Annotated in this window: 23 protein-coding genes; 9 read left to right on the forward strand and 14 right to left on the reverse strand. The window is 54.3% G+C overall.

What is annotated here, in order from left to right; genetic code table 11:
- Positions 1 to 9 precede the first annotated feature (9 nt).
- Positions 10 to 978, forward strand: coding sequence for a protein translocase subunit SecF (gene secF / locus WG891_RS11540; protein ID WP_337262872.1), 969 nt, complete (start codon positions 10 to 12; stop codon positions 976 to 978).
- Between the two features lie 58 nt (positions 979 to 1,036).
- Here the strand turns inward: secF and WG891_RS11545 are convergent, their stop codons facing one another.
- Positions 1,037 to 1,600, reverse strand: a complete 564-nt coding sequence (locus WG891_RS11545; protein ID WP_337262873.1) for a DUF3251 domain-containing protein — start codon at positions 1,598 to 1,600, stop codon at positions 1,037 to 1,039.
- Positions 1,601 to 1,797: 197 nt separating this feature from the next.
- Here WG891_RS11545 and nrdR point away from each other — a divergent pair, with 197 nt between their 5' ends.
- From nrdR to pgpA, 6 genes are all read left to right on the forward strand, one after another.
- Positions 1,798 to 2,247, forward strand: coding sequence for a transcriptional regulator NrdR (gene nrdR / locus WG891_RS11550; RefSeq protein ID WP_076940494.1), 450 nt, complete (start codon positions 1,798 to 1,800; stop codon positions 2,245 to 2,247).
- 10 nt (positions 2,248 to 2,257) lie between these two features.
- Positions 2,258 to 3,373: a bifunctional diaminohydroxyphosphoribosylaminopyrimidine deaminase/5-amino-6-(5-phosphoribosylamino)uracil reductase RibD gene (ribD, locus tag WG891_RS11555; RefSeq protein WP_337262874.1), complete on the forward strand. Its 1,116-nt coding sequence runs from the start codon at positions 2,258 to 2,260 to the stop codon at positions 3,371 to 3,373.
- 111 nt (positions 3,374 to 3,484) lie between these two features.
- Entirely contained in the window at positions 3,485 to 3,955 is a 471-nt protein-coding gene (gene ribH / locus WG891_RS11560; protein WP_037394682.1) for a 6,7-dimethyl-8-ribityllumazine synthase, read from the forward strand.
- 21 nt (positions 3,956 to 3,976) lie between these two features.
- A complete protein-coding gene (gene nusB / locus WG891_RS11565) occupies positions 3,977 to 4,393 on the forward strand; it encodes a transcription antitermination factor NusB (RefSeq protein ID WP_076940500.1) in 417 nt (138 codons plus the stop codon).
- Between the two features lie 45 nt (positions 4,394 to 4,438).
- Entirely contained in the window at positions 4,439 to 5,425 is a 987-nt protein-coding gene (thiL, locus tag WG891_RS11570; protein WP_337262875.1) for a thiamine-phosphate kinase, read from the forward strand.
- The gene (gene pgpA, locus WG891_RS11575) at positions 5,422 to 5,910 is read left to right on the forward strand and encodes a phosphatidylglycerophosphatase A (RefSeq protein WP_337262876.1); all 489 of its coding nucleotides are present in this window, start codon (positions 5,422 to 5,424) and stop codon (positions 5,908 to 5,910) included. Before thiL ends, pgpA begins: the two co-directional genes overlap by 4 nt.
- Positions 5,911 to 5,963: 53 nt before the next feature.
- Here the strand turns inward: pgpA and WG891_RS11580 are convergent, their stop codons facing one another.
- The 4 genes from WG891_RS11580 to xseB form a co-directional block, all read right to left on the reverse strand.
- Entirely contained in the window at positions 5,964 to 6,938 is a 975-nt protein-coding gene (locus WG891_RS11580; protein ID WP_337262877.1) for an aldo/keto reductase, read from the reverse strand.
- A 96-nt stretch (positions 6,939 to 7,034) separates the two neighbouring features.
- Entirely contained in the window at positions 7,035 to 8,897 is a 1,863-nt protein-coding gene (dxs, locus tag WG891_RS11585; protein ID WP_337262878.1) for a 1-deoxy-D-xylulose-5-phosphate synthase, read from the reverse strand.
- Between the two features lie 33 nt (positions 8,898 to 8,930).
- Positions 8,931 to 9,833, reverse strand: coding sequence for a (2E,6E)-farnesyl diphosphate synthase (gene ispA / locus WG891_RS11590; RefSeq protein ID WP_076940513.1), 903 nt, complete (start codon positions 9,831 to 9,833; stop codon positions 8,931 to 8,933).
- 5 nt (positions 9,834 to 9,838) lie between these two features.
- Positions 9,839 to 10,102: an exodeoxyribonuclease VII small subunit gene (gene xseB / locus WG891_RS11595; protein ID WP_156292432.1), complete on the reverse strand. Its 264-nt coding sequence runs from the start codon at positions 10,100 to 10,102 to the stop codon at positions 9,839 to 9,841.
- Between the two features lie 290 nt (positions 10,103 to 10,392).
- Between xseB and thiI the strand changes: the two genes are divergently transcribed.
- Entirely contained in the window at positions 10,393 to 11,841 is a 1,449-nt protein-coding gene (thiI, locus tag WG891_RS11600; RefSeq protein WP_337262879.1) for a tRNA uracil 4-sulfurtransferase ThiI, read from the forward strand.
- A gap of 38 nt (positions 11,842 to 11,879) precedes the next feature.
- Here the strand turns inward: thiI and yajL are convergent, their stop codons facing one another.
- On the reverse strand, positions 11,880 to 12,470 hold the full coding sequence (yajL, locus tag WG891_RS11605; RefSeq protein ID WP_156292434.1) for a protein deglycase YajL: 591 nt from the start codon (positions 12,468 to 12,470) through the stop codon (positions 11,880 to 11,882).
- Positions 12,433 to 13,344 (reverse strand): 2-dehydropantoate 2-reductase, encoded by a 912-nt coding sequence (gene panE, locus WG891_RS11610; protein WP_156292435.1) that lies wholly within the window; start codon positions 13,342 to 13,344, stop codon positions 12,433 to 12,435. The genes yajL and panE overlap by 38 nt, the downstream gene beginning before the upstream one ends.
- 165 nt (positions 13,345 to 13,509) lie before the next feature.
- Between panE and WG891_RS11615 the strand changes: the two genes are divergently transcribed.
- Positions 13,510 to 14,001: a YajQ family cyclic di-GMP-binding protein gene (locus tag WG891_RS11615; RefSeq protein WP_076940524.1), complete on the forward strand. Its 492-nt coding sequence runs from the start codon at positions 13,510 to 13,512 to the stop codon at positions 13,999 to 14,001.
- Positions 14,002 to 14,034: 33 nt separating this feature from the next.
- Here the strand turns inward: WG891_RS11615 and WG891_RS11620 are convergent, their stop codons facing one another.
- From WG891_RS11620 to ampG, 7 genes are all read right to left on the reverse strand, one after another.
- Positions 14,035 to 15,399 (reverse strand): MFS transporter, encoded by a 1,365-nt coding sequence (locus tag WG891_RS11620; RefSeq protein WP_337262880.1) that lies wholly within the window; start codon positions 15,397 to 15,399, stop codon positions 14,035 to 14,037.
- A 322-nt stretch (positions 15,400 to 15,721) separates the two neighbouring features.
- Complete coding sequence (gene cyoE, locus WG891_RS11625) at positions 15,722 to 16,612, reverse strand: heme o synthase (RefSeq protein ID WP_076940527.1); 891 nt, start codon at positions 16,610 to 16,612, stop codon at positions 15,722 to 15,724.
- A gap of 17 nt (positions 16,613 to 16,629) precedes the next feature.
- Positions 16,630 to 16,968, reverse strand: a complete 339-nt coding sequence (locus tag WG891_RS11630; protein WP_076940529.1) for a cytochrome o ubiquinol oxidase subunit IV — start codon at positions 16,966 to 16,968, stop codon at positions 16,630 to 16,632.
- Entirely contained in the window at positions 16,965 to 17,582 is a 618-nt protein-coding gene (locus WG891_RS11635; protein WP_076940530.1) for a cytochrome o ubiquinol oxidase subunit III, read from the reverse strand. The genes WG891_RS11630 and WG891_RS11635 overlap by 4 nt, the downstream gene beginning before the upstream one ends.
- Positions 17,572 to 19,563 carry a cytochrome o ubiquinol oxidase subunit I gene (gene cyoB, locus WG891_RS11640; RefSeq protein ID WP_337262881.1) on the reverse strand — a complete coding sequence of 664 codons (1,992 nt, stop codon included), beginning with the start codon at positions 19,561 to 19,563 and terminating at the stop codon, positions 17,572 to 17,574. The genes WG891_RS11635 and cyoB overlap by 11 nt, the downstream gene beginning before the upstream one ends.
- A gap of 4 nt (positions 19,564 to 19,567) precedes the next feature.
- On the reverse strand, positions 19,568 to 20,521 hold the full coding sequence (gene cyoA, locus WG891_RS11645) for a cytochrome o ubiquinol oxidase subunit II (RefSeq protein ID WP_337262882.1): 954 nt from the start codon (positions 20,519 to 20,521) through the stop codon (positions 19,568 to 19,570).
- A gap of 441 nt (positions 20,522 to 20,962) precedes the next feature.
- Complete coding sequence (gene ampG / locus WG891_RS11650; RefSeq protein WP_337262883.1) at positions 20,963 to 22,441, reverse strand: muropeptide MFS transporter AmpG; 1,479 nt, start codon at positions 22,439 to 22,441, stop codon at positions 20,963 to 20,965.
- Between the last annotated feature and the right edge of the window lie 35 nt (positions 22,442 to 22,476).

Here is a 22,476-nt window from a genome sequence, read left to right on the forward strand (position 1 = left end):
GAGTGCGTTGTGGCACAGGATTATACTGTTGAACAACTCAACTACGGCCGTAAAGTCTATGACTTTATGCGCTGGGATTACGTGGCCTTCGGCATTTCATTGCTGCTGTTGATCGCGTCGATCGCCATTATGTCCGTCCGTGGTTTTAACTGGGGTCTGGATTTCACCGGTGGTACGGTGATTGAAATCAACCTGGAAAAACCGGCGGATCTGGATCTGATGCGCGATACGCTGGAAAAAGCCGGGTTCAAAGATCCGATTATTCAGAACTTCGGCAGCAGCCGTGACGTGATGGTGCGTATGCCACCCGCGACGGGTACCGCAGGCCAGGAACTGGGTAATAAAGTGATCGGCGTGATCAACGATGCCGTTGACAAGAATGCGACCGTTAAGCGCATCGAGTTCGTTGGCCCGAGCGTGGGGAGCGAATTGGCACAAACTGGCGGCATGGCGCTGCTGGTGGCGTTGATTTGTATCCTGATTTACGTTGGCTTCCGCTTCGAATGGCGTTTGGCGCTGGGGGCGGTTATCGCTCTGGCGCACGACGTGGTCATCACTATGGGGGTGCTGTCGCTATTCCATATTGAGATTGACCTGACGATTGTCGCTTCCTTGATGTCGGTTATCGGCTACTCGCTGAATGACAGCATCGTGGTTTCTGACCGTATTCGTGAGAACTTCCGCAAGATCCGTCGCGGAACGCCTTACGAAATCATGAACGTGTCGCTGACCCAGACGTTGAGCCGTACCATCATGACCTCCGCCACCACGCTGATGGTGGTGCTGATGCTGTACATCTTCGGCGGCGCGATGCTGCAGGGCTTCTCACTGACCATGCTGATCGGTGTGTCCATCGGTACCGTATCTTCTATCTACGTAGCGTCCGCGCTGGCGTTGAAACTGGGTATGAAACGTGAACACATGCTGCAGCAGAAAGTGGAGAAAGAGGGCGCAGACCAGCCTTCGATTCTGCCGTAATGCTAATCTGCCGTAGGTTCAGTTACCTAGAAAGGGCGCCGTTTGGCGCTCTTTTCTTTTATCTGGCTGGCTTGGGCACTGCGTTGCTTGTCACAGGCGTGAGGCTGTGCAGGCGAATATAGCCTAGCTGTTCCGGCGTGACGCCACTCAGGCGCAGTTCAAAGCTTTGTTCACTTTTGGGCAACAACGAATCATAACTCCTGATTTGCTGCGACAGCTCATCTGCCGTTAGCGGCATACCGCTCGTTGCATCCAACTGGCCCCACTCCAGAGTGGCGGTAAAGCCCGGCAGAGCTTGGCTGGAGAGCGTGCCAATTGCCAGGATCGCCTGAGTACCGTTGGCTTCACTTTTCACCTGGCTGAGTGAGACGCTCAACTCACCCACGCTGCTTTGTAATCTGGCAGCACTGCTGGCCTGCGGTAACAGGTACACACCGTTGCTGGAATTCTGGTTCAATCGATTCTGGCGCTCCAGCGCGATGGCCTGCTCGGTCAGCGTACCCAGCATCTGTTTCAACTCAACGACCTGGTTCTTAAGCTTTGGCACTTCACGGTGCTGTGCGCAGCCTGCCAGCAAAATCACGGCAGTGAACAGGCCGAGGTTACGATAACGGATAGTCATGATAAGGGAACCTTATTCAATCGCTTCGGTTGCCAGCTTAACGGCATCGCCAGGTAAAGTCATGCCTATCCCGGCAACGTGGCCTGTTTTGTGTTCGTTCATGGTAGTGGCTCGCAACAAATCCCCGGCGGCCTTTGTTGTGGGCGAACTTCGGGGTAAACTATTCTTAACTATAAAAACGTTTATCAGGACGAGTTATGCATTGCCCTTTCTGCGCTGCCGTTGATACCAAAGTTATTGATTCTCGCCTGGTGGGGGATGGATCGCAGGTGCGCCGTCGTCGCCAATGTCTGGTTTGTAACGAACGTTTTACGACTTTCGAAGTGGCCGAGCTGGTTATGCCGCGGGTGGTTAAAAGCGACGAGGTCCGTGAACCTTTCAACGAAGATAAATTGCGCCGTGGCATGCTGAAAGCGCTGGAAAAGCGCCCGGTCAGCGCTGACGATGTGGAAAGTGCCATCAGCCATATCAAATCTCAGTTGCGCGCTACCGGTGAACGTGAGGTCCCCACTAAAATGGTGGGCAATCTGGTGATGGATGCGCTGAAGAAGCTCGATAAAGTGGCTTATATCCGTTTCGCTTCGGTGTATCGCAGTTTTGAAGATATCCGCGAATTCGGCGAAGAGATCGCCAAGTTGCAGGATTAACAGGACTCTCATGCATAACGATGAGCTTTACATGGCGCGAGCCTTTGAACTGGCACGGTTAGGGCGTTTCACCACCACCCCCAATCCCAACGTGGGCTGTGTGATCGTGCGCGATGGTCACATTGTGGGTGAGGGGTACCATTTGCGTGCTGGCGAACCTCATGCTGAAGTTCATGCCTTGCGGATGGCGGGGGAACAGGCGCGCGGCGCTACGGCTTATGTGACGCTGGAACCCTGCAGCCATCATGGCCGCACGCCGCCCTGCGCCGATGCCCTGATTGCTGCGGGCGTCAGCCGTGTGGTGGCTGCAATGCAGGATCCCAATCCGCAGGTGGCCGGGCGCGGGCTGTATAAATTGCAGCAGGCCGGTATCGAAGTTCATCATGGTGTGATGCTGGCCGAGGCCGAAGCGGTCAATCTGGGCTTTTTGAAGCGCATGCGTACCGGGTTCCCCTATGTGCAACTGAAGTTAGGGGCATCACTGGATGGCCGCACGGCGATGGCGTCTGGAGAAAGCCAGTGGATCACCTCTCCGCAGGCCAGGCAGGACGTGCAGCGTTTACGGGCGGCAAGTTCGGCGATCCTTAGCACCAGCGCCACCGTGCTGGCCGATGATCCGGCATTGACGGTGCGTTGGGATGAACTGGATAGTGCAACTCAGCAGATTTACCCGCGTGAAAACCTGCGCCAGCCGGTAAGGATTATCCTCGACAGCCAGAATCGTGTCACACCGCAGCATCGGTTGGTGCAACAGCCGGGAGCAACCTGGCTGGCCCGTCTGCAACCGGACGGCCAGCAATGGCCTGCGGGCGTGGAACAGCTGTCGTTTCCTGCGCACGGTGGCGGCATCGATCTGGTGGTGATGATGATGCAACTGGCTAAGCGCCAGGTGAACGCTATCTGGGTTGAAGCGGGTGCAAAATTGGCGGGTGCCCTGCTGCAGGCTGGCCTGGTCGATGAACTTATCGTGTACGTTGCGCCAAAATTGCTGGGCGATAACGGCCGCGGTCTGTGCCAGTTGCCGGGGGTAGAGCAGTTGGCCGACGCACCGGAGTGGGTCTTTAACGAAGTGCGCCAGGTTGGCCCTGATCTGCGCCTGCGCTTGAAAGCCAAGTCTGCTCTGTAGCTCTTGCCTGCGGTGTGACTAACGTTTTACAAAACCGCCGCGCAGGCAGATAAAGAATATGATAGAATCCGCCCCCCTGCGGGGTACTGAACCCATTTTTAAGGAAAGCCCATGAAAGTTATCGAAGGTGTTGTTGCTACTCCTAATGCCCGTGTGGCGATCGCAATTGCACGTTTTAACAATTTCATTAACGACAGCCTGCTGCAAGGCGCCATTGACGCGCTGAAGCGTATCGGCCAGGTTGCTGATGACAACATCACCGTGGTCTGGGTTCCAGGTGCTTACGAGCTACCTTTGACGGCACGCGTGCTGGCAAATACCGGCAAATACGATGCGGTGATTGCACTGGGCACCGTGATCCGTGGGGGCACCGCGCACTTTGAGTATGTGGCGGGCGAAGCCAGTTCTGGCCTGGGTAATGTCTCGCTGAATACCGAGATCCCGGTTGCCTTTGGCGTTCTGACCACCGAAAGCATCGAACAAGCGATCGAGCGTGCCGGTACCAAAGCGGGCAACAAAGGTGCAGAAGCTGCCCTGACCGCACTTGAAATGATCAACGTAATCAAAGCTATTAAAGCCTGAATTTAGTCTAAGGGGAATTCCGTGAAACCTGCTGCTCGTCGCCGCGCTCGTGAGTGCGCTGTTCAAGCGCTTTACTCTTGGCAGTTGTCCAGAAATGACATTGCCGATGTTGAACACCAGTTCCTGACGGAGCAGGATGTCAAAGATGTTGACATCGCCTATTTTCGTGCGTTGCTGTCCGGTGTGGCAGTGAATGCAGGTATGTTGGATGACCTGATGGCCCCATACCTGTCACGCCAGCTCGAGGAATTGGGCCAGGTGGAAAAAGCCGTCCTGCGTATTGCGCTGTACGAGCTGAAAATGCGTGAAGATGTCCCTTACAAAGTGGCCATCAATGAAGCGATCGAACTGGCGAAAACTTTCGGCGCTGAAGACAGCCATAAGTTTGTGAATGGGGTGCTGGATAAAGCGGCACCCAACATCCGCAAGAGAAAATAAATTTAAGGCCGGTTTTCCGGCCTTAATTTCTTTGGAAGATTGACCATGGCATGCGGCGAATTTGACCTCATTGCCCGCTATTTTGACCGGTTCAAGAGTTTGCGCCGGGACGTACAGTTGGGCATTGGAGATGACTGCGCACTCCTGACAGTGGCAGAGAAACAGCTTTTAGCGATCAGTACCGACACCCTGGTTTCGGGTGTTCACTTCTTGGCGGATATCGATCCCGCCGATCTCGGCTACAAAGCCCTGGCAGTTAACCTGAGCGATCTGGCCGCCATGGGCGCCGATCCTGCATGGTTATCGCTGGCAATGACGTTGCCCGACGTCGACGAAGCCTGGCTCAAGGCGTTTAGCGACAGCCTGTTTGAGCAACTGAATTACTATGGTATGCAACTGATCGGCGGCGACACCACCCGTGGCCCACTGAGCATGACCTTGACCATTAACGGCCTGATCCCGGCCGGGCGTGCGCTGACGCGTGCCGGTGCGCGCATCGGCGACTGGATTTATGTGACCGGTATGCTGGGCGACAGCGCTGCCGGCCTGGCGATTCTGCAGGATCGTTTGACGGTGAGCGATCCTGCGGCGCGTGAATATCTGTTAGCCCGCCATCTGCGCCCGCAGCCACGGGTGCTGCAGGGCCAGGCGTTACGCGATCTGGCCAGCTCGGCGATCGACATCTCCGACGGCCTGATTGCCGATTTGCAGCATGTGCTGAAAGCCAGCGACTGCGGTGCGCGCATCGAATTGGACGAACTCCCCATGTCGCAGGCGCTGACCGGTAACACCGATGCTGAACAGGCGCTGCGTTGGGCGCTGAGCGGCGGTGAAGACTATGAACTCTGTTTCACCGTGCCGGAAATCAATCGCGGGGCGTTGGAAGTGGCGTTAAGCCATCTGGGGGCGGACTATACTTGTATCGGGCAGATTAGCCCGCTGTCTGAAGGCATGAAGTTCTACCGTGACAACCAAGAGATTTCGTTGCCATGGCAAGGTTTTGACCATTTCAATACAGAGCCCAGCCTATGAAGGATGAAGCAAAAAGTCGGTTGCGTATGAGTAACCCGTGGCATCTGCTGGCGACCGGCTTTGGCAGTGGGCTTTCGCCGTTCATGCCGGGGACCGTTGGCTCACTGGCGGCGATCCCGTTCTGGCTGCTGCTGATCCAACTGCCGTGGCAGCTCTATTCGCTGTTGGTGATGTTCAGTATTTGCATTGGCGTTTACTTATGCCATCGCACCGCGAAAGACATGCGGGTGCACGATCACGGCAGTATCGTCTGGGATGAGTTCGTCGGGATGTGGATCACCCTGATGGCGGTGCCGGTCAACAGTTGGCAATGGGTGGTTGCCGGGTTTGTGGTGTTCCGCATTCTGGATATCTGGAAGCCTTGGCCGATCCGCTGGTTCGATCGCAATGTGCACGGTGGTACGGGGATCATGATCGACGATATTGTTGCCGGGGTGCTCTCTGCTGGGATTATTTATCTGATAGGCCATTACTGGCCGCTCTGATGTGGATCCCGCGGAGCCGAGCGTTTTTGGCTCCGCAGAATTCACCGGTGTTGTTATGCAAAACCCACCACAGGATGCGGCACGTAGGCCGTTTCCAATTCGCTAATTTCTGCCGAGGTTAGCTTCAACTCAACGGCGGCAACGGCATCTTGCAGATGTTCACTGCGCGATGCGCCAATAATCGGCGCGGTGACCACCGGTTTGCTCAGCAGCCACGCCAGCGCAACCTGCGCGAGGGGCACGCCGCGTTGCTCCGCAATGCTCGCTACGCGTTCAGCGATCAGCGCATCGATCTCTTCCGTTTTGTCATACAGCGTTTTGCCATAGTGATCGGCAACCTGCCGTGCGCTGCTTTCGCCCCATGGGCGGGTCAACCTTCCGCGGGCCAGTGGGCTCCAGGGCAGCACTGCAATCCCTTCGGCAGCACACAGCGGGTGCATCTCACGCTCTTCTTCACGCTGGAGCAGGTTGTACTGATCCTGCATGGTAGCAAAACGCGTCCAGCCGTGCAGATCGGCGGTGTACAGCGCTTTGGCAAACTGCCAGGCAAACATTGAAGAAGCACCGATATAACGTGCCTTACCGGCTTTTACCACGTCATGCAGCGCTTCCAGCGTTTCTTCAATCGGGGTGTCATAGTCCCAACGGTGGATTTGCAGCAGGTCAACGTAGTCGGTGCCCAAGCGTTGCAGGCTATCGTCGATGGATTGCATGATCTTGGCGCGCGACAGGCCACGCTCCAAGTTGCTCATGGCGTTATAGACTTTGGTGGCAATCACCACCTCTTCGCGGCGCGTGTAGTCGCGCAGCGCACGGCCAAGGATCTCTTCGCTGCTGCCATCAGAATAGTTGTTAGAGGTATCGAAAAAGTTGATACCGGCCTCCAGCGCCTGCTTAATCAACGGGCGGCTGTTCTCTTCCGGCAGCGTCCAGGCGTGATTGCCACGCGTAGGTTCGCCGTAGGTCATACAGCCCAAGCAGATGCGGGAAATATTCAGATCGGTGTTACCCAGTTTCAGATATTGCATGCCTACCTCCTGTTGAGCATTCAGACGATCACGATACAGAAAAGGCTATCGGGCGCGTGCTGCGCCCGTCTACAAGATGGAGGAAGTGAGAGGGAATTATGCCAGCCAGTTTTCGATCTGGCGTTGAATGCCCGCGGCATCCAGCCCCAGATCGCTGCGGATCTCTTCCTGGCTGCCCTGGGGGATAAAATCATCCGGCAGGCCGATATTCAATACCGGCACCACCCGACGTTTGGCCATCAGCAACTCGTTAACGCCGCTGCCTGCGCCACCCATAATGGCATTCTCTTCCAACGTGACCAGCACTTCATGGCTGGCAGCCATTTCCAGCACCAACTGTTCATCCAGCGGTTTAACAAAACGCATATCCACCAGCGTGGCATTTATCGCCTCGGCGGCAGCGATGGCTTCTGGCAGCAAAGTACCGAAATTGAGGATTGCCACTTTCTCACCTTCACGGCGCACGATGCCTTTGCCGAGCGGCAATGCAGCCAAAGGTTCCAGCGTGGCACCCGTACCGCTCCCGCGCGGATAGCGCACCGCGCTTGGGCCATCGTTATAGTGGTAACCGGTATACAGCATCTGGCGGCATTCGTTTTCGTCGCTCGGCGTCATGATCACCATATTCGGGATGCAGCGCAGGAAGGAGAGATCAAACGCCCCTTGGTGAGTTTGCCCGTCGGCGCCGACAATACCGCCGCGATCGATAGCAAACATCACTGGCAGATTCTGGATGGCCACGTCGTGGATCACCTGATCGTAAGCCCGCTGCAGGAAGGTGGAGTAGATTGCCACCACCGGCTTGTAACCACCAATCGCCAGGCCAGCGGCGAAGGTCACCGCGTGCTGCTCGGCGATTGCCACGTCGAAATACTGCTGCGGGTAATCGCGGGAGAACTGCACCATGCCGGAACCCTCTCGCATGGCGGGGGTAATGGCCATCAGTTTGCTGTCTTTGGCGGCGGTTTCACTCAGCCATTCACCAAAGATCTTCGAATAGGTTGGCAAACCACCGGCACTTTTCGGCAGAGTACCGCTGGCGGGATCAAACTTAGGCACCGCGTGGAAGCTGATAGGGTCTTTTTCTGCGGGTGCATAGCCACGGCCTTTTTTGGTCATGATATGCAGCAGTTGCGGGCCTTTCAGATCGCGCATGTTTTTCAACGTGGTAGCCAGGCCTTGTACATCATGGCCGTCCACCGGGCCGATATAGTTGAAGCCCAGTTCTTCAAATAACGTGCCGGGTACCACCATGCCTTTCAGATGTTCTTCTGTGCGCTTTAGCAACTCTTTGATCGGCGGCAGGCCGGAAAGCACCTTTTTACCGCCTTCGCGCAGCGTGGAATAGAGCTTGCCGGACAGCAACTGCGCCAAATGATTGTTCAGGGCACCGACGTTTTCGGAGATCGACATTTCGTTATCGTTCAGCACCACCAGCATATCGGGGGTGATGTCACCTGCGTGGTTCATAGCTTCGAACGCCATTCCGGCGGTGATGGCACCGTCGCCAATCACACAGACGGTGCGGCGGCCTTTGCCTTCACGCGCAGCTGCCACCGCAATGCCGAGCCCGGCGCTGATCGAGGTGGACGAGTGCCCGACAGAAAGGACGTCATATTCGCTTTCGGCGCGCCATGGGAAGGGGTGCAACCCGTTTTTCTGGCGGATAGTGGCGATGCGATCGCGGCGACCGGTCAGGATTTTGTGCGGATAAGCCTGATGCCCAACGTCCCAGACCAACTGATCGAACGGCGTGTTGTAGACGTAGTGCAGTGCCACCGTCAATTCGACGGCCCCCAGCCCGGATGCAAAGTGACCACTGGAGCGGCTGACGCTATCCAGCAGGTATTGCCGCAGTTCATCACACAGCTTCGGCAGGCTTTCTTTTGGCAATGAGCGCAGCTCATCCGGGTTTTCCGCTAGCGCCAATGTCGGGTATTTGGCTATATCAAGACTCATTCGATACTCATATCAGAGGATTAACGTCATACGTTAATTGTCGCGTTCAATGATGAAGCTGGCTAGCGCACGTAATGGCGCCGTATTATAAGATTGTGTTGCCAAAGACTCTAACGCAGCCAAGGCTTCCTGATAGAGATCCCACGCTTTTGCCCGTGCGCTGTCAAGCCCAAGCAAGGCCGGGTAGGTACTCTTTCCATGCTGTTGGTCCGCTCCCTGGCGTTTACCGATTTTTTCGGTTTCACCTACCACGTCTAAAATGTCATCCTGCACCTGGAACGCCAAGCCGATGGCGGCGGCGTAACGATCGAGCTGCGGCAAGGCTGCACGGCCCGGTTCACCGGCCGCCAGAGCGCCTAAACGAACTGCGGCACGGATTAATGCGCCGGTTTTGTGGCGGTGGATCTGTTCTAACGCCGCCAGATCGATGTGCTTGCCTTCCGCTTCCAGATCCAGCGATTGGCCGCCACACATCCCGGCAACGCCGCTGGCGGTTGCCAGCTCAGAGATCATGGCGAGCCGATCGCGCATCGCGACATCGGGCATATCCGCATCGGCCAGAATCGAGAACGCCAGCGTCTGCAGGGCATCGCCCGCCAGAATGGCGTTAGCCTCGCCGAATTTGACGTGGCAGGTTGGCTGGCCGCGACGCAGATCGTCGTCGTCCATCGCCGGTAAATCGTCATGAATCAGCGAGTAGGCGTGAATGCATTCCACTGCGGCGGCGGGAGCATCCAGATTATTCAACGACAGAGCGAACATCTGCCCGGTGGCGTAAACCAGGAACGGGCGCAGGCGTTTACCGCCCAACAGCGCGCCGTGGCGCATCGCTTCGACCATTTTGCCGCTATTGAACGGCAGTGGCGCAATATAGTCCAGCAACGCGCGATCGCTGCGCTGGCGGAAAGCCTGTAACTGCTGGTGAAAATCCGACATCGTAATTACTCAGCGTCCGGGGTAAAAGGTGCTAAAGCGGCATCGTCGTTGCTGTCGTTGAGCAGGATCTGTACGCGCTGCTCTGCCTGTTGCAATTTTTGTTGGCCCTGACGCGCCAGTTGCACACCGCGTTCGAATTCGTTCAGCGCATCTTCCAGCGGCAGTTCACCTGACTCCAGGCGTGTTACGATGCGCTCAAGTTCGCTTAAGGAGTTTTCAAAGCTGATGCTTTGCTCTGTACTGTCTGATTGTGCAGGTTTTTTCGGCATAATTTTCTTTTTACATCATCATGTGAACAGTGGTGCCAGAGCCTATCCTAGCGGATCTTGATTAGCAAATCATGGCGTGAATGTATGGTTTTGCGCGCGGCGCGCGAGCAGATAGTGATATACTTCGCGCCCAGATAAGAATGATAAAAGTTCGTCAGGTTCGAAGTTTTATCATTCTTATCACCATTGTATACCTAATAGCTTTTAAGTTGCAGCCAACTGCCGCCGCTCGAAAGATTCAGGATATAAATCTTTTACCCCGTAATTCTTATCAGACAATAAAAACCGCCATGAAGTTTATCATTAAATTGTTCCCGGAAATCACCATCAAGAGTCAATCTGTGCGCTTGCGCTTCATTAAGATTCTGACGACCAATATCCGCAACGTACTGAAGCAGTATGACGAAACGCTGGCGGTGGTCCGCCACTGGGATTTTATCGAAGTTCGGGCCAAAGATGAAAATCAGCGCCCAGCGATCGCAGAAGCATTAACCCGCATTCCCGGCATCCACCATATTCTGGAAGTAGAAGATCGCGCTTATACCGATGTGCACCATATCTTTGAGCAGACGCTGGAAGCCTACCGCGAACAGTTGGAAGGCAAAACCTTCTGCGTGCGGGTTAAGCGCCGTGGCAAGCATGAGTTCAGCTCGCAGGATGTCGAACGCTACGTGGGTGGTGGCCTGAATCAGCATATCGAAAGCGCGCGCGTCAAGCTGTCGCATCCGCAGTTTACGGTGAATCTGGAGATCGAAGACGACAAGCTGATGCTGGTTAAAGCTCGCCGTGAAGGCATTGGCGGCTACCCGATCGGTACCCAGGAAGATGTGCTGTCACTGATTTCCGGTGGTTTTGATTCCGGCGTTTCCAGCTACATGCTGATGCGCCGTGGCTGCCGCGTGCATTATTGCTTCTTTAACCTGGGGGGCGCCGCGCATGAAATCGGCGTCAAACAGGTGGCGTACTATCTGTGGAATCGTTTTGGCAGCTCGCACAAGGTGCGTTTCGTGGCGATCGATTTTGAGCCGGTGGTCGGTGAGATCCTGGAAAAAGTGGATGATGGCCAGATGGGTGTGGTGCTCAAGCGCATGATGGTGCGTGCCGCTTCGCAAGTGGCAGAGCGTTATGGCGTGCAGGCATTGGTGACCGGCGAAGCGCTGGGGCAGGTATCCAGCCAGACGCTCACCAATCTGCGCATGATTGACAACGCTTCCGACACGCTGATCCTGCGCCCGCTGATCTCGCACGATAAAGAACACATCATTAAGGTAGCGCGTGAAATCGGCACTGAAGACTTTGCCAAAACCATGCCGGAATACTGCGGTGTGATTTCTAAAAACCCGACGGTTAAAGCGGTGAAAACCAAAATTGAAGAAGAAGAGGCTAACTTTGACTTCGACATTCTGGATCGGGTAGTGCGTGAAGCGCGCAATGTCGATATCCGCACTATTGCAGAAGAGGCGCAAGAGCAGGTTACCGAAGTGGAAACCGTCGCCGAATTTGCGGCCGATGACGTGATCCTGGATATTCGCTCCATCGACGAGCAGGAAGAGAAGCCGCTGCAGTTGGCGCAGGTTGAAGTCAAATCGCTGCCGTTCTATAAGCTGAGCAGCCAGTTTGGCGATCTCGACCAGAGCAAGACCTATCTGCTGTATTGCGATCGCGGTGTAATGAGCCGTTTGCAGGCGCTGTATTTGCTTGAGCAAGGTTACGCCAACGTTAAAGTGTACCGCCCATAAGGTATGGCCGGCAGGCAGTCTGGCCTGCCGGTAAAAACTTAACAGCTGAAGTCGTACATACCGGGGATCAGTACCAACTGTGCTGCTACCTCTGCGGCCTTGGCTTTACCCAAGAGTAAATCAATCAGCTTCAGAGCAAACTCCATTGAGGTTCCTGGCCCTTGGCTGGTCAGCAGGTTGACGCGTGGATCAAAAACGACCCGTTTTTCCAGCCACTGGCCTTCGGGGATCTGCTCTTTCAGGCCTGGGAAACCGGTCATATTCCCCACCGGGAACAGTTTATGCTGTTGCAGCACCAGCGCGGGAGCGGCGCAGATGGCGGCCACAATCTTACCCTGCAGGTGCATCTGGCGGACTTTTTCTACCAGCAACGGGCTATCGCGGAAGCATTCAGCCCCTTTGAGCCCCCCCGGCAGGACGATGGCGTCGAAAGGTTCATCAACGATCGCCACCAACGGGGCATCAGCCAGCAGTTTCACACCGCGTGAACAGGTGATAGTCAGGTTACCATCACCGGCTACGCTGGCGGTGGTGACTTGAACTCCCGCTCGCACCAGGAGATCGATAGTGGTAACGGCTTCTGTTTCTTCGCTACCAGGTGCTAGGCAGACCAACACCGACACGCTCATATTCATTTTCCTTTCGTTTAATCAATTCGAACAACCGGGTATTTTCTGGCAGTGGAACACCGTGGCTGCGCCCGCGGCGCAGCAAATAGCCGGTAATGTAGTCGATCTCGGTATGCCGCTGAGCGCGGATATCCTGCAACATTGAGGAGATGTTGTCCGCAGTGAGCTGGATCACCTGCATCACGTAGGACATCAGATCATCGCCTGATGTATGGTGGCCTTCCCGCTCCATCACGCTGGCCACTTCTTGGCAGAGCGTGGCAATCTGTTCCGGGTAACGCTGCAGATCGCCGTTGTGGCAGCCGTACAAGGCAGTCAGCGGGTTGATGACACAGTTGACCGCCAGCTTGCGCCAACTGGCGGAAGCGATGTGGTTATGCCAGGCCACATCCGGCAGTGCCTGATGCAGCACTTCGGCCAGATGGCTGAGATGTGTGGCCTGTGATGTCACGGGGCCGATATGGGTAACCCCGTTCGCCACGTGAATAATCGTGTTGCCATCGTGACGTGCTGCATGGGTGGTGGTGCCTTGCAGTATCGGCTGATTGTGCGGTGGCAGTTCATCCTGCGTTCCCATGCCGTTGTGCAACAGCAAAATGGCGCAACTTGGTCTGAGCTGCGGTAGCAGCGCAGTGACCGCGCCAGACACCTGCCAGGCTTTCAGCGTTACCAGCAAGAGTTCGCTTTGTGCAAGGTGTTCAGGATCGTTGGTTGGCAAATTATGGTTGAACGATGTGCCATCAGGCTCGATCACATTCACCGCACAGAAGGGCTGGGGGACGCGTAACCACCCTTGTACATCGTGGCCCTGTTGATAAAGCCGTGAGAGCCACAGTTGCCCAAGCGCACCGCAACCAAGAATGGTTATTTTCATTCAATCTCCTTGGTGTCCGGGAATACCGCTAATTTCTGTGATTATAGGCTTTTCTGTTGCCGAACGTCTTGTTCAACGGTGGTATCGGCATTTTGCCTGTGGTCGTAAAGCAGGTATTATGCACCAAATCGAAATCGCTTAGGCTCCCATTCAGGAGGAAGAAGTATGCCATCTTTCGACATTGTTTCTGAAATTGATATGCAGGAAGTGCGCAATGCCGTTGAGAACGCAACGCGCGATCTCAGCACGCGTTGGGATTTCCGTAACGTCCCGGCCAGTTTTGAGCTGAATGAGAAAAATGAAAGCATCAAAGTGGCCAGTGAGTCTGACTTCCAGGTGCAGCAACTGCTGGATATTCTGCGTGAAAAACTGAGTAAACGCAGTATTGATGGCGGTGCGTTGGAGATCCCGGAAGAAATGACCCACAGTGGTAAAACCTACAGCGTTGAGGCCAAGCTGAAGCAAGGCATTGAGACGACGTTGGCAAAGAAAATTGTCAAGCTGATTAAAGACAGTAAGCTGAAGGTGCAGGCGCAGATTCAGGGCGATGAAGTGCGCGTTACCGGCAAGGCACGCGACGATCTGCAAAGCGTGATGGCGCTGGTGCGCGGTGCCGATCTGGGGCAGCCGTTCCAGTTTAAAAACTTCCGTGATTAAAACACTCAGGGCCGCTTAGGCGGCCCTGGTTTGCTACAGCGCGTTAACCAGGGCTTCCAACTGGCCACGATTGGTCTGCTTGGTATCGACCTTCACATAGGCACTGCGTTCCTCCGGAACCACAACGGCTTCCGCTACGCCCGGCTGAGCCATCAGGCGGCTTGTTAATGCTGAATCCTTGACGGCCAGCTCAGATAGCGTGATGCGCAGGCTGCTGACGTACGGCGGCTCTTTCATGGTGCTGCTGACCGCAAACCAGAGCGCAGCAATCACTGCACCAGCAATAAACACCAAGCCTGCGCCCTGCAGCCCATATAGCCAACCCCCCAGGCTGCCGCCGATGGCAACGCCGATAAACTGGCTGGTGGAGTAAATCCCCATCGCCGTGCCTTTATAGCCCGCAGGGGATTCTTTACTGATCAGTGAGGGCAGAATGGCTTCCATCAGGTTAAATGCCATAAAGAACAACTGCACACCGGCAATGATGCCCCACAGATGCTGCCCGGCAAACCACAGCAGCACTTCGGCCCAAAACAGCACCGCGACGCAGCCCATAAAGACCTGCTTCATGCGGCGATACTTTTCGGCATAAATGATAAATGGCAGCACGGCGGCGAAAGAAACCAGCATGGTGATCAAGTAGACTTTCCAATGTTCACTGGCGGCCAACCCGGCGTGTTGCATAGCCAGCGGTAGGGCCACGAAGCTCGACATCAACAGGATATGCAGGCACATGATGCCGAAGTTGAGTTTCAGCAGACGCGAATTGCTCAGCACTTTGCTGAAACTGCCACGTACGATGCTTGATTCACGGTTTAACACATGCGCGTCGGCGGAAGGAACCACCGTCAGCGTAATAGCGATCCCGGCCAAGGCCAAGACGGCAATCATCCAGAACAGCGCATGCAGGCCGAAGGCATGGGTGACAATCGGGCCAACGACCATCGCAATGGCGAAGGTAATGCCGAAGCTGACGCCGATAAATGCCATCGCTTTGGTGCGGTTTTGTTCGCGGGTTAAATCCGACAGCAGCGCCATCACCGCGGCTGCAATTGCCCCGGAGCCTTGCAAGGCGCGGCCAAGAATAATGCCCCAGATAGAATCGCTGACGGCGGCGATCACGCTGCCGAGGGCAAAAATCAGTAGGCCACCGACGATCAGGGGCTTGCGTCCTATACGGTCGGAAACCAACCCGAACGGGATCTGAAAAACCGCCTGTGCCAAACCATAGATGCCGATGGCGATACCAATCAGAGCTTCGCTGGCACCGTTCAGCGCCATACCGTAGGTGGTAAGAACCGGCAGCACCATAAACATACCAAGCATGCGCAGCGAGAAAACGGTTCCCAGGCCCCATGTTGCCCGGCGTTCTTGGGGCGTCATTACATTGTCGTTCATCGTGACCTCAATAAAACCTATTCCATCAGGCTGAGAAGATTAAAGCCTGATGGAATAGCTTCTGCAAGCTGCGTTATTTTAGTGTGTGGGGTAAGGGGGGTAAATCGAATGTTGTTTAACAGATATTACAACTAGACCCTTATTACTTGCAGTTGCAGCGCTGTTGGCTGCGTGCACGCGCACCAATCACTTACTTCAGTAAGTTCATGAGGACTTACGCCCTTGCCGCCTAGCTGCAACCCCAAGCACTTTGGGTATAAGTCGCTTTTCTGCGAGAGAAATAAAATGGGCCGCTGAGCGGCCCATTCACAGATTACCGGGTTTACCAGGCGTAGCTTAACAGCGCTTCTGGTGCAGCCCCTGCGCTGAAGTCGATAGACATCATCACGCTCAGCGAAGTAATGGCAACAATCGAGAACACAAACAGTTTACGTGCCCAGACGCTGTCATTTTCGGTTTTGTAACCACGGAGTGCCATACCAAGCCACCATACGCTCACCGCCGCTGCGACGATCAGGTATTTATAGCCAGCATAGCCCCCCAGAGTCAGCATCAATGTCGCGATCATAAACGCCAGAATGTAGACCGTAATATGATTTTTAGCGACAGAAATACCTTTCACCACTGGCAGAACAGGAATGTTGGCTGCCTGGTAATCTTTAAAGCGGAAGATGGCTATCGCATAAGAATGCGGCATCTGCCACAGGCTGAAGATCGCCAGCAGGATCAACGCCCCTGCGTCAAACTCGTTGGTGACCGCACAATAGCCAATCACGGGAGGTGCTGCGCCCGACAGGCTGCCGATTAGCGTGCCGTATACCGAATGGCGTTTCATGTACAGGCTGTAAACGCCGACATAAACCACGAAACCCATCACCGCCAGCCACATGGCCAGCGGGTTTGCGGCGATATACAGCAGTGCAAAACCAGCAATACCCAACAGGGTGGCGTAAACCAGGGTCACACTCGGCGCGATCAGGCCTCTTACCAGCACCCGATTCTTCGTTCTCTCCATTTTCTTGTCGATGTCGCGGTCAATGTAGTTGTTAAATACACAGCCCGAAGCGACGACCAACGAGACACCCAGCAGGGTGGCGAGAAACAGGGGATAGTCGATGCTTCCTTTGGAAGCAAGCAGGAATCCCCCAACGACAGAAATTAAATTGCCGAAAATAATTCCTGGTTTAGTGACTTGCAGGTATTGCTTAATCATTGCGTACGGCTCGGCTCTTAATCGACCATCATATTGATGTTGAGGTTGTACATAATCCAGAGTGAACCCACAACAACGATACCGATGATCATAATGGTGAACAGTAATGCCACCAGGTTCCAGCGCTCTTCCGATGAGGTGTTCATGTGTAGGAAGTAAACCAGGTGAACAATCACCTGGATAACCGCCATACCGACCACCACCGCCAGGATAGTGGAATGAGAGGCGGTGCCGCTCATCACCATCGCAAATGGAATTACCGTCAGAATGATCGACAGAATAAAGCCGGTCAGGTATGACTTCACGCTGCCGTGGCTTGCGCCGCCGTGAGAGGTTTCATGTGATGGATGGCTCATGGCATAACCCCCAGCAGGTAGACAACGGTAAATACACAGATCCAGACCACATCCAGGAAGTGCCAGAACAGGCTCAGGCACATCAGACGAGTTTTATTGGTTGGATTCAGGCCGCGCTTGCTCACCTGAATCATCAGCACGATAAGCCAGACCAGACCGGCGCTGACGTGCAGGCCGTGAGTGCCTACCAGTGCAAAATAGCTGGACAGGAACGCACTGCGGTCGGGACCAAAACCTTCAGCGATCAGGTGATGGAACTCATAAATTTCGATCGCCACGAAAGCGAGGCCGAACACGAAGGTCAGCATCAACCATTTGTTGACGTTACCAGCCAGGCCTTTGTTCATGCCGATCATCGCCATCCCGTAGGTGATGGAGCTGAACAACAGCAGGAAGGTTTCAACCAGGACCAACTTCAGATCGAAGATGTCCTTGCCAGAGGGACCGCCAGCGGTCCCGTTCACCAAGACTGCATAAGTTGCGAACAAGCTCGCAAACAAAATACAGTCGCTCATCAGGTAGATCCAGAATCCGAAGACTTTGGTCTCTCCTGCATCGTGGTGCCCATGTTCTGCATGGGCTGCGTTATGCTGAGTCAGGATATCAGTTGACATGTTTCACGCCTGCTTTGCTGATTTGTTCATAGCGTTGGTTTTCAATGCGCTCGATTTCATCAACCTGCACATAGTAATCAACATCTTCATCGAAGCTCTTGGCAATCCAGGTAACGATCATGCCGACAAAGCCAGCGATCGCCATCCACCAGATGTCCCAGATCATCGCGAAACCAAATACCAGACTGAAGCCAGCAATAATCACACCGGCACCGGTATTTCTTGGCATATGAATTGGCGCGTATTGCGCAGGTTTCTTGTACGCTTCGCCTTTCTCTTTCATATCCCAGAAAGCGTCACGATCGTGAATTTCCGGTACAACAGCGAAGTTATAGAACGGAGGTGGGGAAGATGTTGACCACTCCAGCGTACGGCCACCCCATGGATCACCGGTCAGATCGCGGTTCTTCTCGCGATCGCGCACGCTGACGAGGATCTGAATCACCTGGCACAGCACGCCACAGGCAATCAGTGCAGCACCACTGGCGGCAACCAGCAGCAGCGTGTGGAACTCAGGGTTGATATTCTGGCTCAGACGACGGGTCATCCCCATAAAGCCCAGTATATACAGCGGCATGAAGGCAATGAAGAAACCGATGATCCAGAACCAGAAGGCACGGATACCCCATTTTTCATCCAACGTAAAGCCGAAAGCTTTCGGGAACCAGTAGGTCAGGCCCGCGAAGCAACCAAAGACCACACCGCCGATGATCACGTTATGGAAGTGAGCAATCAGGAACAGGCTGTTGTGCAGCACAAAGTTCGCCCCTGGCACTGCCAGCAGCACGCCGGTCATCCCACCGATGGAGAAGGTGATGATAAAGCCAACGGTCCACAGCATTGCAGAGTTGAACTGGATACGGCCTTGATACATGGTGAACAGCCAGTTGAAGATTTTCACCCCGGTTGGGATGGAAATGATCATGGTGGCGATACCAAAGAAGGCGTTAACGTTAGCGCCAGACCCCATGGTAAAGAAGTGGTGCAGCCAGACGATGAACGACAGGATGGTAATCGCGATGGTTGCCCATACCAGTGAGGTATAGCCGAACAGACGTTTTCTTGAGAAGGTCGCGGTGACTTCGGAGAACACACCGAACACCGGCAGAACCAGGATATACACCTCTGGGTGGCCCCAGGCCCAAATCAGGTTGATGTACATCATCATGTTGCCGCCCATATCATTGGTAAAGAAATGGGTGCCTAGATAGCGATCCAGGGTCAGCAACGCGATGGTGACGGTCAGAATTGGGAATGAAACAATGATCAGCACGTTGGTGCACAGCGCTGCCCAGGTAAACACAGGCATCTTCATCAGAGGCATGCCAGGAGCACGCATCTTGAGGATAGTAGCGAAGAAGTTCACACCGGTCAGCAGGGTACCGAGGCCGGATATCTGTAGACTCCAGATCCAGTAATCGACCCCGACTCCAGGGCTGTATTCCTTGCCAGAAAGCGGTGGATATGCCAGCCAACCAGTCTGTGCGAACTCACCCACCCCCAGAGAGACGTTGATCAGCACAACGCCCACCACGAAGAACCAGAAACTCAGGGAGTTCAGGAACGGGAAGGCAACGTCACGTGCGCCGATCTGCAATGGCACAGCAATGTTCATCAGGCCAACCACTAAAGGCATAGCCATGAAGAAGATCATGATTACGCCGTGAGCGGTGAAGATCTGGTCATAGTGGTGCGGCGGCAGGAATCCGGCCTCACCGGCAGACGCGAGAGCCTGTTGACCACGCATCATGATGGCATCAGCAAAACCACGTATCAGCATCACCATCGCAACGATGATGTACATGATACCGATTTTTTTATGGTCGACAGAGGTCAGCCATTCGCTCCACAGCCACTTCCATTTGCCCAAATACGTTATCAGCGCCAGCAGGGCCAGGCCTCCAACGAGAATTGCGGCAACGGTGACCATGACGATCGGTTCGTGAACCGGAACCGCATCAAGTGTTAATTTTCCCAACATCAGATTATTCCTCAGCTCCGGCGTGAGCATGTTCGCCCATGTCCATACCCTGGCTCATGTCCATGCCTTCGTGCGCGGAGGTTTCTGCGCCTTTGTGCATGTGCATATCGCCCATGAATTTGCCAATCGTCTCTTTGAACAAATTCGGTCTGACACTGGAGAAGTACTCAACCGGGTTGTTTTCACTCGGCTCTGCCAGTTTGTTAAAATCGCTGGTGGCGTTCAGGGTATTCGGCGATTGCTTCACCTTGGCCACCCACTGATCGAAGTCGCCTTCGGTTGGTGTGACAATGGCGGTGAATTTCATACCGGAGAACCCGTGGCCGCTGTAGCTGCTGGAAATACCTTTATATTCCCCCGCCTCGTTGCCGATCAGGTGCAGTTTGGTTTGCATCCCGGCCATCGCATAAATCTGCCCGCCTAACTGAGGAATAAAGAACGAGTTCATTACCGAGTTGGAGGTGACTTTAAATTCGACGGGAACATCTTTCGGGAACGCCAGTTCATTAACGGTCGCGATGCCTTGCTCTGGATAGATGAACAGCCATTTCCAGTCTAACGACATCACTTCGATGGTCATTGGCTTTTTGTCAGCGACAATCGGCCTGAATGGGTCCAGCGCGTGGGTTGTTTTCCAGGTAATGGTGCCAAGGATGGCGATGATAATGATCGGAATGGTCCAGACGACCGCTTCAATCTTGTTGGAGTGTGCCCAATTTGGCGTGTACTTAGCCTCTTTGTTAGAAGCACGGAACTTCCAGGCAAAAGCGAAAGCCATGAAGATCACTGGAACTACCACGATCAACATCAAGCCGATTGCAGTAAGGATCAGTGTCCGTTGTTCAACGCCTATTGCTCCTTTGGGATTCATCAAAACCATATCACAACCACTGAGCATTACCGTGGCTGCAATTAATGACAACATCCCAATACTTTTATTGTATTTCTTAAGTCTCATCTAACGACCCCAATTACAAAGGCTCTATTGTCGTTTCATGTGTGCGGGCATTTTACGGGAAGGTTGCAGTACTGTAAACATGCTTAAGGGAGTGTCAGTGTCTTGTTGACACTTTCTGTTAAGGGGGTCACAGATATAACGCCAGGTGATAATTTACTAATGGCTACAATGTGTTGGCAGGCTGAATCGTGCCGGGCAGGCGGTATCTCAAGGAAAACTAACGGTATGCATAGGGATAGCGGCAAATCCGCCGATTTGAAATACGAAAGAAAAGTATATTTAATGTAAAATAATTGTATTTAAAAAGTGAATTTATTTTTATTTCCGAGTGCTGTACTCGGATAAAAAATAATTTCCGCGGCAATATTATTTTTTCAACGAAATAAATTCATTTCTCTGATGCATTTTTGTCGGCCAGCATTTCGGTTGGCCGACAAAAAATCAGGCTAATTGTGTACGGCGCAGCGCCAGATAGTCGAGCGCGCTACCCATCACAATCCCTACCAGGCTAAGCAGCGCTCCCACTTGCAGGAGCTGAACGGCAAAATCTGGCCACTGGGTCCAGTCAAGCGCGTTGGAGATCAACACCAGTAACCACAGGCTGAGCAGTGAACACCCGGTCGTCAGCAGACGCAGTGCCCAACGATAGCTGTGGCGGAATTCGGTGCGTGGCATGAAATTACCGGTCTGTTGGGTGTATTCCAGCGTTTGACGGCAAATGGCCAGCAGCAGTAAGCCTGGCAGTGCCGCAACGATGGAGAACAGATAGAACAATGGCCAGCCATGAGCCTCGACAAACCAACCAGCAATCGGGCCGACATAGACCCGCCCGACGGCAGAAAGTGCTGAAAGCAAGGCGAATTGGGTTGCAGAAAAGGATTTATTGCATAGTGTCATCAGCAGGGCAACAAACGCCGCGGTACCCATACCACCACACAGGTTTTCCAGGAAAATAGCGCTGCCCATGGTGATGATATTCTTGGCAGTAACCGCCAAAATCCAGTAACCGATATTGGAAACCGCCTGCAGAATGCCGAACAGCATCAGGGCGCGGAACAGCGTCAGGCGCTGCATCAAGATGCCACCAAACAGCGCACCAACGATGGTGGCAAACAGCCCGAGCGTTTTATTGACCAGCCCGACTTCCCCGGCGTCAAATCCCACGCCACGGATCAGGAAAGTGGTGCTCAGGCTGCCAGCAAAAGCATCACCCAATTTGTACATGACAATCAGCAGCAGGATCAGCCAGGCATTGTTGCGCGCAAAGAAATCCCGTAGCGGCGCGACGACCGCCTGCTCCATGGTACGTGGTGCCGGAATGCTGTCATCCGGCTCGGGGGCCATCAAGGTTGCGACGACACCGATCAGCATCAGCCCGGCCATCAGCCAGTAGGTCGCCTGCCAGCCTAAGTAGCGATCGGCGAGCCACAGGGCCAAACCGCCAGAAACCAGCATCGCCAAGCGATAACCCAGCACCGAAACTGCCGCACCGGCACCGCGTTCTTCCGCCGACAGCAGGTCCGTTTTGTAAGCATCAAAGACAATATCCTGCGAGGCAGAACAAAACGCGACCACCACTGCCAGAGCAGCTAACCACCATAAATGTTGCATTGGGTTCATAAACCCCATGGCGACAATAGCGACTACCAGCAACAATTGGCTGATTAATAGCCAACCGCGTCGCCGCCCGAGGAATGACGGTGTGTAGCGGTCCATAAAGGGCGACCACAGGAATTTGAACACATAGGCCTGACCCACCAGCGAGAAGATCCCGATGGTTTTCAGATCGATATTTTCAACGGTCATCCAGGCTTGCAGCGTACCGGAGGTCAATGCCAGTGGCAGCCCTGAGGCAAAGCCCAGCACCAGCAGCATGATGGAATTACGCTGGGTAAAAATATTCAGATACTGTTTAGACATGAGATCCTTGTTTGCGCTGCCGGGAAATCCTGGCA

Source organism: Serratia sp. MMO-28, assembly GCF_037199905.1.
Classification (GTDB): domain Bacteria; phylum Pseudomonadota; class Gammaproteobacteria; order Enterobacterales; family Enterobacteriaceae; genus Chania; species Chania oryzae.

What these genes read in the sequence shown, in the direction of transcription:
- WG891_RS11545 (WP_337262873.1), bottom strand. Translation starts at nt 1,600, where the DNA reads ATGACTATCCGTTATCGTAACCTCGGCCTGTTCACTGCCGTGATTTTG.
- nrdR (WP_076940494.1), top strand. Translation starts at nt 1,798, where the DNA reads ATGCATTGCCCTTTCTGCGCTGCCGTTGATACCAAAGTTATTGATTCT.
- ribD (WP_337262874.1), top strand. Translation starts at nt 2,258, where the DNA reads ATGCATAACGATGAGCTTTACATGGCGCGAGCCTTTGAACTGGCACGG.
- ribH (WP_037394682.1), top strand. Translation starts at nt 3,485, where the DNA reads ATGAAAGTTATCGAAGGTGTTGTTGCTACTCCTAATGCCCGTGTGGCG.
- thiL (WP_337262875.1), top strand. Translation starts at nt 4,439, where the DNA reads ATGGCATGCGGCGAATTTGACCTCATTGCCCGCTATTTTGACCGGTTC.
- pgpA (WP_337262876.1), top strand. Translation starts at nt 5,422, where the DNA reads ATGAAGGATGAAGCAAAAAGTCGGTTGCGTATGAGTAACCCGTGGCAT.
- WG891_RS11580 (WP_337262877.1), bottom strand. Translation starts at nt 6,938, where the DNA reads ATGCAATATCTGAAACTGGGTAACACCGATCTGAATATTTCCCGCATC.
- dxs (WP_337262878.1), bottom strand. Translation starts at nt 8,897, where the DNA reads ATGAGTCTTGATATAGCCAAATACCCGACATTGGCGCTAGCGGAAAAC.
- ispA (WP_076940513.1), bottom strand. Translation starts at nt 9,833, where the DNA reads ATGTCGGATTTTCACCAGCAGTTACAGGCTTTCCGCCAGCGCAGCGAT.
- xseB (WP_156292432.1), bottom strand. Translation starts at nt 10,102, where the DNA reads ATGCCGAAAAAACCTGCACAATCAGACAGTACAGAGCAAAGCATCAGC.
- thiI (WP_337262879.1), top strand. Translation starts at nt 10,393, where the DNA reads ATGAAGTTTATCATTAAATTGTTCCCGGAAATCACCATCAAGAGTCAA.
- yajL (WP_156292434.1), bottom strand. Translation starts at nt 12,470, where the DNA reads ATGAGCGTGTCGGTGTTGGTCTGCCTAGCACCTGGTAGCGAAGAAACA.
- panE (WP_156292435.1), bottom strand. Translation starts at nt 13,344, where the DNA reads ATGAAAATAACCATTCTTGGTTGCGGTGCGCTTGGGCAACTGTGGCTC.
- WG891_RS11615 (WP_076940524.1), top strand. Translation starts at nt 13,510, where the DNA reads ATGCCATCTTTCGACATTGTTTCTGAAATTGATATGCAGGAAGTGCGC.
- WG891_RS11620 (WP_337262880.1), bottom strand. Translation starts at nt 15,399, where the DNA reads ATGAACGACAATGTAATGACGCCCCAAGAACGCCGGGCAACATGGGGC.
- cyoE (WP_076940527.1), bottom strand. Translation starts at nt 16,612, where the DNA reads ATGATTAAGCAATACCTGCAAGTCACTAAACCAGGAATTATTTTCGGC.
- WG891_RS11630 (WP_076940529.1), bottom strand. Translation starts at nt 16,968, where the DNA reads ATGAGCCATCCATCACATGAAACCTCTCACGGCGGCGCAAGCCACGGC.
- WG891_RS11635 (WP_076940530.1), bottom strand. Translation starts at nt 17,582, where the DNA reads ATGTCAACTGATATCCTGACTCAGCATAACGCAGCCCATGCAGAACAT.
- cyoB (WP_337262881.1), bottom strand. Translation starts at nt 19,563, where the DNA reads ATGTTGGGAAAATTAACACTTGATGCGGTTCCGGTTCACGAACCGATC.
- cyoA (WP_337262882.1), bottom strand. Translation starts at nt 20,521, where the DNA reads ATGAGACTTAAGAAATACAATAAAAGTATTGGGATGTTGTCATTAATT.
- ampG (WP_337262883.1), bottom strand. Translation starts at nt 22,441, where the DNA reads ATGTCTAAACAGTATCTGAATATTTTTACCCAGCGTAATTCCATCATG.